This is a genomic window from Streptomyces lydicamycinicus, assembly GCF_000829715.2.
GTDB lineage: Bacteria > Actinomycetota > Actinomycetes > Streptomycetales > Streptomycetaceae > Streptomyces > Streptomyces lydicamycinicus.
The window spans coordinates 166818-180098 of the sequence record NZ_BBNO01000012.1; the positions used below are offsets into that span (position 1 = coordinate 166818).

Annotated in this window: 11 protein-coding genes; 5 read left to right on the forward strand and 6 right to left on the reverse strand. The window is 75.2% G+C overall.

The annotated features are described in order from the left end of the window. Positions 1–309: 309 nt before the first annotated feature. The 4 genes from trpB to lgt all read left to right on the forward strand — a co-directional run bounded on the left by trpB (position 310) and on the right by lgt (position 4598). The gene (gene trpB / locus TU31_RS34535) at positions 310–1596 is read left to right on the forward strand and encodes a tryptophan synthase subunit beta (RefSeq protein ID WP_042162130.1); all 1287 of its coding nucleotides are present in this window, start codon (positions 310–312) and stop codon (positions 1594–1596) included. Beyond that, positions 1593–2411 carry a tryptophan synthase subunit alpha gene (gene trpA, locus TU31_RS34540; protein WP_042162132.1) on the forward strand — a complete coding sequence of 273 codons (819 nt, stop codon included), beginning with the start codon at positions 1593–1595 and terminating at the stop codon, positions 2409–2411. Before trpB ends, trpA begins: the two co-directional genes overlap by 4 nt. A gap of 115 nt (positions 2412–2526) precedes the next feature. Next, positions 2527–3420: a DsbA family protein gene (locus tag TU31_RS34545; RefSeq protein WP_042162134.1), complete on the forward strand. Its 894-nt coding sequence runs from the start codon at positions 2527–2529 to the stop codon at positions 3418–3420. A 119-nt stretch (positions 3421–3539) separates the two neighbouring features. Further along, positions 3540–4598: a prolipoprotein diacylglyceryl transferase gene (lgt, locus tag TU31_RS34550; protein WP_042162139.1), complete on the forward strand. Its 1059-nt coding sequence runs from the start codon at positions 3540–3542 to the stop codon at positions 4596–4598. An 86-nt stretch (positions 4599–4684) separates the two neighbouring features. On the opposite strand, the gene TU31_RS34555 is transcribed toward lgt, so the two are convergent. From TU31_RS34555 to TU31_RS34580, 6 genes are read right to left on the reverse strand one after another with little or no spacing between them, the layout of a single operon-like run. Next, the gene (locus TU31_RS34555; RefSeq protein WP_042162142.1) at positions 4685–5701 is read right to left on the reverse strand and encodes an HpcH/HpaI aldolase/citrate lyase family protein; all 1017 of its coding nucleotides are present in this window, start codon (positions 5699–5701) and stop codon (positions 4685–4687) included. After that, positions 5698–6957 (reverse strand): CaiB/BaiF CoA transferase family protein, encoded by a 1260-nt coding sequence (locus TU31_RS34560; protein WP_042162144.1) that lies wholly within the window; start codon positions 6955–6957, stop codon positions 5698–5700. The genes TU31_RS34555 and TU31_RS34560 overlap by 4 nt, the downstream gene beginning before the upstream one ends. Continuing rightward, entirely contained in the window at positions 6954–8414 is a 1461-nt protein-coding gene (locus tag TU31_RS34565) for an ADP-ribosylglycohydrolase family protein (RefSeq protein WP_042162146.1), read from the reverse strand. Before TU31_RS34565 ends, TU31_RS34560 begins: the two co-directional genes overlap by 4 nt. Further along, positions 8411–9715, reverse strand: a complete 1305-nt coding sequence (locus TU31_RS34570) for an ADP-ribosylglycohydrolase family protein (RefSeq protein WP_245698964.1) — start codon at positions 9713–9715, stop codon at positions 8411–8413. The genes TU31_RS34565 and TU31_RS34570 overlap by 4 nt, the downstream gene beginning before the upstream one ends. Continuing rightward, positions 9712–10998 carry an ADP-ribosylglycohydrolase family protein gene (locus TU31_RS34575; RefSeq protein ID WP_042162147.1) on the reverse strand — a complete coding sequence of 429 codons (1287 nt, stop codon included), beginning with the start codon at positions 10996–10998 and terminating at the stop codon, positions 9712–9714. The genes TU31_RS34570 and TU31_RS34575 overlap by 4 nt, the downstream gene beginning before the upstream one ends. Further along, entirely contained in the window at positions 10995–12101 is a 1107-nt protein-coding gene (locus TU31_RS34580) for an ADP-ribosylglycohydrolase family protein (protein ID WP_042162153.1), read from the reverse strand. The genes TU31_RS34575 and TU31_RS34580 overlap by 4 nt, the downstream gene beginning before the upstream one ends. A 361-nt stretch (positions 12102–12462) precedes the next feature. Between TU31_RS34580 and TU31_RS34585 the strand changes: the two genes are divergently transcribed. Then, positions 12463–13194, forward strand: a complete 732-nt coding sequence (locus tag TU31_RS34585) for a VIT1/CCC1 transporter family protein (protein ID WP_042162204.1) — start codon at positions 12463–12465, stop codon at positions 13192–13194. Positions 13195–13281: the final 87 nt, after the last annotated feature.

The window sequence follows — 13281 nt, forward strand, 5'->3', positions numbered from 1 at the left end:
CACCGGGGGACGCAGCGGTCGTCTGACTGCCTGCTCACCCCCCCACCCCCGAACCCACCCCCCGCCCCCTCCCCCGAAGGGGGAGAGGGGGAGGGGGCGGGGGAGCGCCGCAGCCGGGCCGGGGAGCGCCCCGGCCGGGCCGGGGAGGAACGCCGCGGCCGGGTCCCGACACCGGCCGGCCTCCGCGAGCGCCCCGTGCCGCTCCCGCTGTGGCAACGGTCCGCCCGCTCCGCGCGCGCCGCATACCGTGATGCCCATCCCGCCACCACTGGACTTCCGGGGCAGTTGCCCCGGCGAGGAGTGCGTCTGATGTCCGCCGATTTCTTCCTTCCCGATCCCGAGGGACGGGTGCCGAACCCCGAAGGCTATTTCGGTGAGTTCGGCGGCAAGTTCATTCCCGAGGCGCTGGTCGCCGCGGTCGACGAGGTCGCCGCGGAGTACGAGAAGGCCAAGGGTGACCCCGCGTTCGCGGCCGAGCTCAACGACCTGATGGTCAACTACACCGGGCGCCCCAGCGCGCTCACCGAGGTGCCGCGGTTCGCCGGGCACGCCGGCGGGGCCCGGGTGTTCCTCAAGCGCGAGGACCTCAACCACACCGGCTCCCACAAGATCAACAACGTGCTGGGCCAGGCACTGCTCACCAAGCGGATGGGCAAGACCCGGGTCATCGCCGAGACCGGCGCGGGCCAGCACGGCGTGGCCACCGCCACCGCCTGCGCCCTGTTCGGCCTCGAATGCACGATCTACATGGGCGAGATCGACACCCAGCGGCAGGCCCTCAACGTCGCCCGGATGCGGATGCTCGGCGCCGAGGTCATCGCCGTGAAGTCCGGCAGCCGCACCCTCAAGGACGCCATCAACGAGGCCTTCCGCGACTGGGTCGCCAATGTCGACCACACCCACTACCTGTTCGGGACCGTCGCCGGACCGCACCCGTTCCCCGCGATGGTGCGCGACTTCCACCGCGTCATCGGCGTCGAGGCGCGCCGCCAGATCCTGGAGCGCGCCGGCCGGCTGCCGGACGCCGTGGTCGCCTGCGTCGGCGGCGGCTCCAACGCCATCGGGCTCTTCCACGCCTTCATCCCGGACGCCGGGGTGCGGCTGATCGGCTGCGAGCCCGCGGGCCACGGCATCGAGACCGGCGAGCACGCCGCCACGCTGAGCGCCGGTGAGCCGGGAATCCTGCACGGGTCGAGGAGTTACGTCCTCCAGGACGACGAGGGCCAGATCACCGAGCCGTACTCCATCTCGGCCGGTCTCGACTACCCGGGCATCGGGCCCGAGCACGCCTTCCTCAAGGACAGCGGCCGCGGTGAGTACCGCGCGGTCACCGACGACGCCGCGATGCAGGCGCTGCGCCTGCTCTCGCGGACCGAGGGCATCATCCCGGCCATCGAGAGCGCGCACGCCCTCGCCGGGGCCCTGGAGGCCGGCCGGGAGCTCGGCGAGGACGGCCTGATCGTCGTCAACCTGTCCGGGCGCGGCGACAAGGACATGGACACCGCCGCCCGCTACTTCAGCCTCTACGACGCGGACGCCGCCGTCGAGGCGGACGCCGGCACCGAGGACGCGGAGATCGAGGGGGACGCCAAGTGAGCGGGAACATCAAGCTGTTGAGTGACACCCTCGCCGCCGCCAAGGCGGAGGGCCGGTCCGCGCTCATCGCCTACCTGCCGGCCGGGTTCCCGACCGTCGACGGCGGCATCGAGGCGGCCAAGGCCGTCTTCGACGGCGGCGCGGACGTCGTGGAGATCGGGCTGCCGCACAGCGACCCGGTCCTCGACGGGCCCGTCATCCAGACCGCCGACGACATCGCCCTGCGGGGCGGGGTGAAGATCGCCGACGTCCTGCGGACCGTGCGCGAGGCCCATCAGGCCACCGGCAAGCCCGTCCTGGTGATGACGTACTGGAACCCGATCGACCGCTACGGCATCGAGCGCTTCACCGCCGAGCTCGCCGAGGCGGGCGGCGCGGGCTGCATCCTGCCCGACCTGCCCGTCCAGGAGTCCGCGACCTGGCGGGAGCACGCCGACAAGCACGGTCTCGCCACCGTCTTCGTCGTCGCCCCCAGCAGCAAGGACGCCCGGCTCGCCGAGATCACCGCGGCCGGTTCGGGCTTTGTGTACGCCGCCTCGCTGATGGGCGTCACGGGCACCCGTGAGTCGGTGGGTGAGCAGGCGCAGGACCTCGTGCGGCGCACCAAGGCCACCACCGAACTGCCGGTCTGCGTCGGCCTCGGGGTCTCCAACGCCGAACAGGCCGCCGAGGTGGCCCGGTTCGCGGACGGGGTGATCGTCGGCTCGGCGTTCGTCAAGCTGCTGCTGGCGGCGGACGGCGACCTGGCGGCCGGTCTCGCCGGGGTCCGCGGCCTGGCGGGCGAGCTGGCCGAGGGCGTGCGCAAGCGCTCCTGACGGCGGGGCGCGCGGGCCGGGCCGGCGGGACGCGGGCCCGGCCGCTGTCCCTCGATAGAGCGAACATCGGTGCGGAGGGGTGCGGCGGCACCCCTCCGCTTCGTTGTCCAGGGGCGTGAGCCAGAAGAATCATGAAGGTAAGAAATCCGCCCGCGAGCGCCTCCAGGAACAGCGGGAGAAGGAGAAGGCGCGCGCCCGGCGCGGCCGCCAGGCGATCGTCGCGGGGGCGGTGGTGGTGGTGCTGGCGGTGGCCGGCGGGATCGCCGTCTGGGCGTCGTCGTCCTCCGAGGAGCACGCCGCCGAGGACAACGAGGTCGCCGTCCCGAAGCAGGCCAGCGGCGGCGCCAGGCCCGCCGTCCCGGTGGGCGCGGCCGGCGCCCCGGCCACACTCACGGTGTGGGAGGACTTCCGCTGTCCCGCCTGCCAGCAGTTCGAGACCGGCTTCCGCCCGGTCATCCATGAGCTGGAGGACGCCGGCCGGCTCAAGAGCGAGTACCACCTCGTGACCATCATCGACGGCAACGCCGGCGGCCAGGGGTCGCGGAACGCCGCCAACGCCGCCCTGTGCGCGCAGGACGCCGGGAAGTTCCGCGCGTACCACGACATCCTCTACTCCCACCAGCCGCCCGAGCCGCAGGACAAGTTCGCCGACAAGCAGTACCTCCTCCAACTGGCCGGCAAGGTCAAGGGTTTGGTGACCCCCGCCTTCACCAAGTGCGTCAACGACGGCACGTACAACCGCTTCGTGCAGAAGTCCAGCGACGCCTTCGCCTCCTCCGGATACCGCGGCACCCCGACCGTCCTGCTCAACGGCAAGGACCTGTCCAAGGAGAAGGGCGGCCAGTTCAGCCCCGCGGATCTCAAGAAGATGGTGCTGGACGCCGACAAGGCCAAGCAGCCGGGGAAGAAGAGCGCCGCACCGCACACCGGATCCTCGCCCCAGGGCCGGCACCCCGCACGGAGCGCCGCACCCCGGGCGGAGCCGACGGGCCGGGGCGTCACCCCCTGAGCGGAGCCGCCCGGCGCCGCGGACACACAGCGTCACCGCGTGCCGACGGGGTCGTTACGCAGCCGTAGCCGGGCCGGGTTGCCGCCGACCCCGCCCGGCGCGGTAGCGTCGTCCCTGCCATGGACCTCGCATTCATTCCCAGCCCGTCGGTCGGCGTCGTACATCTCGGCCCGATCCCGCTGCGCGGCTACGCGTTCTGCATCATCATCGGCGTCTTCGTCGGCGTCTGGCTCGGCAACAAGCGCTGGGTGCAGCGCGGTGGCCGCTCCGGAACCGTCGCGGACATCGCCGTATGGGCCGTCCCCTTCGGGCTGGTCGGCGGCCGTCTCTACCACGTCGTCACGACGTACGAGCCGTACTTCGGCCCGAACGGCCACCCGCTCGACGCCTTCAAGGTGTGGGAGGGCGGCCTCGGCATCTGGGGCGCGGTGGCGCTCGGCGCGGTCGGCGCCTGGATCGGCTGCCGCCGGCGCGGTATCCCGCTCCCCGCGTACGCCGACGCGCTGGCGCCCGGGCTGGCCCTCGGGCAGGCGATCGGCCGCTGGGGCAACTGGTTCAACCAGGAGCTGTACGGCAAGCCGACCGATGTGCCGTGGGCGCTGGAGATCAGCTCCGACCCGGCCATCGGCCGCGTCGGCGGCACCTACCACCCGACCTTCCTCTACGAGTGCCTGTGGTGCATCGGCGTCGCGGCGCTGGTGATCTGGGCCGACAAGCGCTTCCGGCTCGGCCACGGGCGGGCCTTCGCGCTCTACGTCGCCGCCTACTGCGCGGGCCGCGCCTGGATCGAGTACATGCGGGTCGACGAGGCGCACCACATCCTGGGCCTGCGGCTGAACGTCTGGACCGCGCTGATCGTCCTCGTCCTGGCCGTCGCCTACTTCGTGATCTCCGCCAAGAAGGCCCCAGGCCGGGAAGCGGTCGTCGAACCGGGTGCGCAGCCCGTCGAGGGCGCGGACGGCGAAGCCGCCGGCACGGACGACGCCGAGGACGGCAAGGTCTCGGTCGAGAAGCCGGCGGCGAAGACCGCGGCCGACGACGGCACGGCGGAGTCCGGTGCCGACGCGGCCGAGGAGCCCGCGCCGGACGCGCCCGGCGACAAGAAGTCCGAGGACGCGGCGGACGAGCCCGGCGCGGACGCCAAGCCGGCCGGCAGCGGCAGCACCAAGAAGCCCTGAGGCGGCCCCGGCCGCCGTACGCGCCGGGCGGACCCCAGACAGGGGGCCGCCCGGCGCTGTGCTGTCCGCACCCGGTGGCCCGCCGGTCAGCGCCGGTGCCCGGCCAGGTCCAGCACCCGCCGGGCACCCGCGACCACCGCCGCGTCCACGAACCGGCCGTCCGGCAGCGCCAGCGCCCCGCCCCCGGCCGTGGCGGCCCGCACGATCTCCTGGGCCGCCGCGACCTCCTCCTCCGAGGGGAGGTAGGCCGCCTCGATCACCGGGAGCTGGCGGGGGTGGATCGCCGCCCGGCCCAGGAAGCCCAGCGCCCGGCCCTTGGCGCAGGACCGGGCCAGCCCGTCGAGGTCGTGGACGTCCGGGTGGACCGACTGCGGCGGCGGGGCCAGACCGGCCGCGCGGGCGGCGACCACGGCCCGGCTGCGCGGCCACGCCAGCCCCGCGTCGTCCCGCACCCCCAGCTCCCCGCACAGATCGGCCTCGCCGAGCGCGATCCCGCGCAGCGCCGGATGCGCGGTGGCGATGGCGAAGGCGTGCTCGATGCCCAGCGCGGATTCGAGCAGCGCGTACAGGGCCGGGGTGGCGGGCGGCGCGCTCGCGGCGGGCGGGGCCGCGGGGGCGAGGGTGGCGGTGCCGCCGGGGGGCGTACGGACCGGGGCGAGGTGGTCGGCGCGGGCGTGCCCGGCCGGCGGGACGGGGCCTTCGGCGGCGTACGGGACGTGCGCGGGTACCGGCTCCGCGGCCGAAGTCGCCCAGCCGGCGGCGCGGTGGACATCGGCCGGGCCCTGCACCTTGGGCAGCCGGAGTCCGGCCAGGCCCGGCAGGGTGGCCAGGGTGCGGATCTCGTGCTCGGCGAGCGGGCCGTCCAGCGCGTTGACGCGGACATGGACCGGTACCGGCAGCGGGTCGCCCAGCAGCTCGGCGGTGGCCCGCAGCGCATGGTCCTTGCGGTCCGGGGCGACCGCGTCCTCCAGGTCGACCACGACCACATCGGCCCCGCAGCCGAGCGCCTTGGCGACCACCTCCGGGCGGTCCCCGGGCACATAGAGCCAGGTCAGCGGGGTGGGAGCGGGTGTCTGGCAGGGGGCTTGGGGCGCCGGCCTCACAGCGCACCCGCCGTGCGCAGCCCGTCGATCTCCGCGTCGGTCAGCCCGAGTCCGGCCAGCACCTCGCGGGTGTCCGCGCCGTGCGGGCGGCCCGCCCACCGGATGGCGCCCGGTGTCTCGGAGAGCCGGAAGAGGACGTTCTGCATCCGGACCGTGCCGAGCTCGTCGTCCGGGACCTCGGTGATCGATCCCAGCGCCGCGTACTGCGGGTCGGTCATCACCTCGCGGATGTCGTAGATGGGCGCCACGGCCGCCTCGGCCTTCTCGAAGGCGGCCAGCACCTCCGCCCGGTCGTGCCGGGCGATCCAGTCACCGACCGCGGTATCCAGCTCGTCGGCGTGCCGGGCCCGCCCCTCGCCGGTCGCGAACCAGGGCTCGTCGATCACCTCGGGCCGGCCGACCAGCCGCATCACCCGTCCGGCGACCGACTCGGCCGAGGTGGAGACCGCCACCCAGGAGCCGTCGGCGGTGCGGTAGGTGTTGCGCGGGGCGACGTTCGCCGAGCGGTTGCCGGTCCGCGGCTGGACATGGCCGAGCTGGTCGTACCAGAGCGGCTGCGGGCCGAGGACCGTCAGGATCGGTTCGATCAGCGCCAGATCGACGACCTGGCCGCGGCCGGTGGCTTCCCGTGCGCGCAGCGCGGCCAGCACGGCGTACGACGTGGTCAGTGCGGCGATCGCGTCGGCGAGACCGAACGGCGGGAGGGTCGGCGGCCCGTCCGGCTCCCCGGTGATGGCGGCGAAACCGCTCATCGCCTCGGCGAGGGTGCCGAATCCGGGGCGCCGGGCGTACGGGCCGAACTGTCCGAAGCCGGTGACCCGGGCCAGCACCAGGCGCGGGTTGACCGCGGACAGCTCGTCCCAGCCCAGGCCCCAGCGCTCCAGGGTGCCGGGCCGGAAGTTCTCGACGACGACATCCGCCCCGGCGGCGAGCCGCAGCAGCACGTCCCGGCCGCCGGGGTGGGACAGATCGAGCGTCATGGTCCGCTTGTTGCGGCCCAGCAGCTTCCACCACAGGCCGACGCCGTCCTTGGTGGGGCCGTGGCCGCGGGACGGGTCGGGCCGGAGCGGATGCTCGATCTTGATCACCTCGGCGCCGAAGTCGCCCAGCAGGGTGGCCGCGAGCGGACCGGCGAACAGCGTGGCGAGGTCGAGCACCCGCAGCCCGGTGAGCGGACCGGCGGCGGGGGAGCCGGGGGCGGCGGTGTGGTCGTCGGTGGTGGGCCGGGGTGCCCCGGACAGGGAGGGGTCGGTCATGGTGCGGGGGCCTTCGTTCGGTCGGCGGGGGAAGCGGGCACCACCAGCGCGGCGGTGCGTGCCGCGAGGGCGTCGAAGCCGATGCCGTCCAGCCCGCGGACGCCGGTGGCCAGCCGGTTGCGCAGCGGTGCCGTCCAGCGGGCGGGCAGCGCCTCGGGCGACCCGGCGAGCAGGCCGGTCAGCGACCCGGCGGTGGCGCCGTTCGAGTCCGTGTCCCAACCGCCCGACACCGCACGGCAGATGGAGCCGGAGAAGTCGCCGCCGGCGTGGGTGAGGGCGGCGGCCAGCAGCGCCGCGTTGGGCACGGCGTGCACCCAGTGGTGGTGTCCGTAGGCGCTGTGCAGCCGGTCGACGACGGTGGCGAAGCCGGCCGGGGTGCCGGTGGGTTCGTCCCGCGCCAGCGCGATACCGCGGCGGACGGCCCGCGCGAGCCGGGAGCGCGCGGGGATGACGGCCAGCCCGGCCCGCAGCGCACGGTGCACATCAGTGCCGCCGCCGGCCGCCGCGGCGAGCGCGGCCGCCACGAACATCGCGGCGTACACCCCGTTCGCGGTATGGCTGAGCGTGGCGTCCCGCCAGGCCTGGGCCGCGGCGGCGGCCGGATCGCCGGGGTGGGTCCAGCCGTGGACGTCGGCGCGGATCCGGGCGCCGATCCACTCCCGGAACGGGTTGCGGTACCGCGCGGTGTGCGGCGGCTCGATGCCGCCCAGGAGGTTGCGGTACGCCAGCCGCTCGGCGGTGAAGGTCCGGCCGGCCGGCAGCTCGTCCAGCCACAGCCGCGCCACGTCGCCCGTGGTGAAGCCGGGGCCGTGGCGTTCGAGGAGCAGCAGGCCCAGGAGCGGGTAGTTGAGGTCGTCGTCCTCGGGCATGCCGTCGATGTTCCCGGCGAGCGAGGTGGCGCGGCTGCGGCGGTTCCACGGGTGGCGGGCGGCCACCGCCGGGTCGAGCCCGGACTCGGTGAAGTAGCCGGTCAGCGGCCAGTTTCCGGTCGAGCGGGCGAGCGCCCGGATCCCGTCGAGCGGCAGCTTCTCGACCGGTTTGCCGAGCAGACAGCCGGCCGCCCGCCCGAGCCAGGCGGCCTCCAGCCGGGCGGCCGGCACCCCGCCGTCCGGCCGCGGCCCACCGTCCCCGGGCCACGGCGCCCACTCCCGCTGAATCGCCGTCAGCTCGGTGGGCTCGTCGGCCTCCGACGGGCAGGGCAGCAGGGCCAGTTCGTCGAGCAGGGCTCCGGCGAGCGCCCGCAGGGCCGGGCCGGCCGGAGCCGGGGAGGCGCCCGCCCGGCCGGGCGCCGTCGTCCCGCCCGCCGCCTGCCACCGCCGCGCGAGCTCGGCGGCGTCCCGGCCGTCCTCCGCCGCCTGGCGCAGTTCGTGCCCGATCAGGTCCTCGGGCTGCACCCAGGTCACCCGGAGCGGCGCCGCGGGCGCGGGCCGGGCGGGCGCCGCCGCCGTGGCCGTCACGGTCCGACCGCCTCCGTCATCGCCGGGATCGCCGAGATCGCGGTGAAGGCCTGCTCATGGGTGCGGGCGCGGGCCCGGTCGCGGGTGAAGACCTCGCGCGCGACGGCGGCCAGCGCGGCACCGGGCGCTTCCAGATCGAGGCGGCTGGCGCGGGCGACCTCCGTGCTCCACTCGGCCGGCACCGCCTCCGCGCCGCGCAGCGCGCCGACCAGCGCGCCGCTCATGGTGGCGATCGAGTCGCAGTCGCGGCCGTAGTTGACCGAGCCGAGGACCGTGGACCGGAAGTCGCCGCCGCCGATCAGCAACATGCCCAGGGCGATGGGGAGTTCCTCGATGGCGTGCAGCCGGGAGGGGCGCCGGGCGCCGAGCGACGGGTTGCGGTAGTCCGGGCCGACCGTGTCGAAGGGGGCGACCGCCGCGCGCAGCGGTGCCGGCGCCGCCGCGGGGTCGGTGACCGAGGACGCCGCCTCACAGACCGCCTCGATCGCGGCCCGGGTGCCGTCCTTGGCGAGCCGCAGCGCCTGGACGACGACCGAGGACGGGGTCGCGTCCGGGATGAAGGCGGCGGCCACCGCCGCGGCGAACACCCCCGCCGCCTCCCGCCCGTACGAGGACTGATGGGCCCCGGCGATGTCCAGCGCCTCGGCGTAGGCCCGGTCCGGATTGCCGGCGTTGACGATGCCGACCGGCGCCATGTACATCGCCGCACCGCAGTTGACGATGTTTCCGACGCCCGCCTCGCGCGGGTCCGCGTGCCCGTAGTGCAGCCGCGCCACGATCCACTTCTCGGCGAGGAAGATCCGCTGCACCGGCAGCGCCTCGGCCTCCAGTTCCGGGATCCAGCGCGGGGTGCCGATCAGATCCGGTACCAGGTGGTCGGCGATGTCATAGGCGTCGAGGTGGTCGCGCACCGCCTCGTAGACCCGCACCAGCGCATGGGTCATCAGGGTGTCATCGGTGACATGGCCGTCGCCCTTGTGGTACGGCGCGAGCGGGCGGGCGGTGCGCCAGTCGTCGTGGAACGGGCCGACGATGCCCTCGACCCGGCCGCCGTGCCGCTGCACGATCTCCTCCGGTGTCCGGCCCTCCACCGGCCCCCCGAGCGCATCGCCGACGGCGGCGCCGACCAGCGCGCCGGTCGCCCGGTCCTCCAGGGACGGGGGGACGGGCGCGACGGGGGGCACCGGGTTCACGGGCGACGGCTTGGCGACCACGGTGACGGGGGTGACCGGCAGGATCCGGGTGGCCTGCGGGTCGGGAGGGGTCGCCGCGGCCGGTGTCTGCTCGCTTGCGTACGTCATGTGCGGGTGAGTCCTTCCACGGTGGGGGAGGGGGCGGGAGCCAGAAGGGCGCCGGAGACGGCTTCCGGACGGGCCGGCGGGGGAGCCGCGGCGGCTTCGGGCGCGGTCAGCTCCGTACGGGCGAGCAGCCCGGCCAGCTCGACCAGGTCCGTGCCGGCCAGCCGGGGCAGCGCACAGCCGGACAGCACCCGGCAGGCGTCGCGCCAGGTGCGCGGCAGGGCGTGCGCACCGCCGAGCGCTCCGGTCAGCGCCCCGGCGAGGGCCGGTGCGGAGTCGGCGACCCGGGAGAGACAGGCGGCGGCCGGTACCGCCTCGGCGACCCGCCCGTCCGTCGCGAGCGCCAGTGCCAGCGCCACCGGGACGGTCTCGGCCGCGGCGATGCCGTAGCTGTAGACGTGGTCGACGATCTCGTGCTCCAGCACGGGCACCAGGGCGAACGCGGTGCCGGGGCGGCCGGCCGGGCCGGGGCCGTCGGTGGCGAAGGACCGGGCGAGCCGGACCGCGTGCAGGGCGTTGCGGCGGATCTCGGTGCCGTCCGGGAGCTGGTCCAGCGCCGCCTCCACACAGCCGCTCGCCGGCGTGCCGCCGAGCGCGGCGGCGACCGCGGCCGCCATCGCCCGTGCGCCGTGCACCCCGTCGCCGTCCTGGGTGTAGCGCGCGTCGTACTCGGCCAGCTCGGCGGCGGCGGACGGCTCGCCGGGGTGCACCACGGCCAGCACGGCGGCGCGTACGCAGGCCGCGTCGTCGAAGTAGTGCGGGTTGTCATGGCCGGTGGCGGGCGGCCGCAGCCCGGCGGCGAGATTGCCGAGCCCGGCCCGTACGGAGATCCGGGCGCGCAGCGGCAGCACGGCGGACTCGACCTCGGGCGCCCGGTCGGCGGCCGCGGCGACCTCGTTGGCCAGCGCGTTCCAGGCGAGATCGACCGCGGCCCGCATCCGGCGGCCCCGGCCCAGGTCGCTGAGGGGCGCACCGGCCGCGGTGAGCACCGATTCGGCGGTGAAGGCGGCCCACTCGGCGTCGTCGGAGGGGCCCAGCCGCAGCGGTTCGGGCGGCTGGTTGAGGGCGATCGGCACCGGCAGCGTGGTGGTCGCGTTCTGCTCGGCGAAGGTGTCCAGCTCCCGGGTCAGCCGCCGGGTCCACTCCGGCATCCGCGCCGCCCGGTGCCGGGCCGCCGGCCACCCCGCGGCGTCCCCCGAGGCCACCCCGAGCAGCAGCCCCTCGATACGGCTGCGCGCTCCGGCAAGGTCGCCGGCGTCGTTCCCCACCGCTTCCCGGCCGTTCATCGGGCGCCCACCACGGCCTCGACGCCCGCCCCGGCACCGGGCCCCGCGGCGGCACCCGCCCGCGGGTCCGCCCCCTGTGCGGTCAGCAGCTCCGCGATGTCCAGCACGTGATAGCCCGCCATCGACGGCAGACAGCTGCCGCGCGCCGGGCCGATGGCGGCGGCCCAGGCCTCGGGGATCGCCGCGGCGCCGCACAGCGCACCGGCCAGCGCACCGGCGACGGCCGCCGTGGTGTCGGCGTCGCGCCCCATGTTGACCGCGGTGAGCACCGAGGCGGAGAAGTCGCCGCGGGCCGCCTCGAACGCGCCGAAGGCCAGGCCGACGGCCTCCGGCGCCAGATCCGTCCAGGGGTAGCCGCCGATCACGACGGCGGAGCGCACCGCGCGCTCGGTGCCGAGCTGGGTGATGCCCGGGGTGTGCCGGGAGCGCTGGGCGGCACCGACCGCGCGGCGCAGCGAGCGGGCGGTCCAGGAGTCCTCCGGCACGACGGACAGCGCGGCGGCGATCACCGCGTCGGTGGCGGAGGCGACCATGGCGGTGGCGACGCCGGCGGCCACCGCCCGGCCGCCGTAGATCCCCTCGCCGTCGTGGCTGACCGTGCCGTCGATGGCCACCAGCCGGGCGGCCTCGGCGGGCCGCCCGGCGGCGAACACCCCGAACGGCGCGGCGCGCATCGCCAGCCCGTCGCTCCAGGCGTGCCGGTGCTGGGCGGAGATGGGCGCGGCCAGGCCCCGGCGCAGGTTCTCCAGGGTGCCGCGCTCACTGAAGCCCGCACCGCGGAACGGCCCCTCGTCACGGTCGGCGATCCACTGGTGCCAGGCGGCCTCGACTTGGGCGACGGTCAGCGCCGAGCCGTGCGCGGCCAGCAGCAGCCCCGAGAAGATCGCGTACTCGGTGTCGTCGGTGCCGGCCGGGTCGTCCTCGACATATCCCTCGATCCGGCCCCAGCGGCGGCGGATCTGCGAGGGCTTCATGTTCTCCGCGGGGGCACCGAGCGCATCACCGACGGCGAGCCCGAGCAGCGCGCCGCGGGCCCGGTCGCGGACGGCGTCGCCCGCGCCGGGCCCGGCCGGTTCCGCGGGCGGAGGGTGCGCTGCGCTCATGTGCGTGCCGTTCTGTCGTACGGGCCGGACCGCCGCCGGGTCCGCGGGGCGCCGCCCGGCTGCGGACCGCTGCGCTGTATCCGTGCCACGCGACGGCCCGGCTCTCCTGTCCCGGGCGGCAGGGTCACCCGGTCGACCGCCTCGGACGGACCCGGAGCGGTGCGTCCGGTCGGTCCCGCACGGGTGTGTGATCCGGATCTCAACGCCGATCCCGCGGAAAACCCGCAGGTCAGCGCGGTAAGTTCGGCCTTCCTTGCTAGCGGCGGAGGCCATGGGCCGCATAACTTCGAAGCGTTGGAGGGGGAAGTGCCGCCATCGGCCCACACCTCGCTCGCAGGGAGTAGGTACCGATATGTCCGTCATGGAGATCATGGATGCGGCGGCGCCGACGCATGTGGCCCACCGTGACAACCACACCCACCGCGATGTGAACGGCGGCTGGCTGCGCCCCGCCGTCTTCGGCGCGATGGACGGGCTGGTCTCGAACGTCGCCCTGATGACGGGCGCCGCCGGCGGTGCGCTGTCGCAGCAGGCGATCATCATCACCGGCCTCGCGGGCCTGGCGGCCGGCGCCTTCTCGATGGCGGCGGGGGAGTACACCTCGGTCGCCTCGCAGCGTGAGCTGGTGCAGGCCGAGCTGGATGTCGAGCGCGCCGAACTGCGCAAGCATCCGAAGGACGAGCTGGAGGAGCTGGCGGCCCTCTATCAGTCGCGCGGGGTCGAGCCGGCGCTCGCCCGCCAGGTCGCCGAGCAGCTCTCCGCGGACCCGGAGCAGGCCCTGGAGATCCATGCCCGCGAGGAGTTGGGCATCGACCCGTCCGACCTTCCTTCCCCCGCCGTCGCCGCGATTTCGTCCTTCGGATCGTTTGCGTTGGGCGCGCTGTTGCCTGTTCTTCCTTACCTGTTGGGGGCGTCCGCCATCTGGCCCGCGGTGCTGCTCGCGCTGGTCGGACTGTTTGCCTGCGGGGCGGTCGTGGCACGCGTGACGGCACGTTCCTGGTGGTTCAGCGGACTGCGCCAACTGGCCCTCGGCGGCGCCGCCGCGGGTGTGACGTACGTCCTGGGCGCACTGTTCGGAACCGTCGTAGGGTGACGTGTCATACGGGTGACTGCATAATTACAGCGTTACCCAGCGGTTTCGGTTTGTTGACGGCCGGGCATAAGGCCCAGGCGTCGCGGG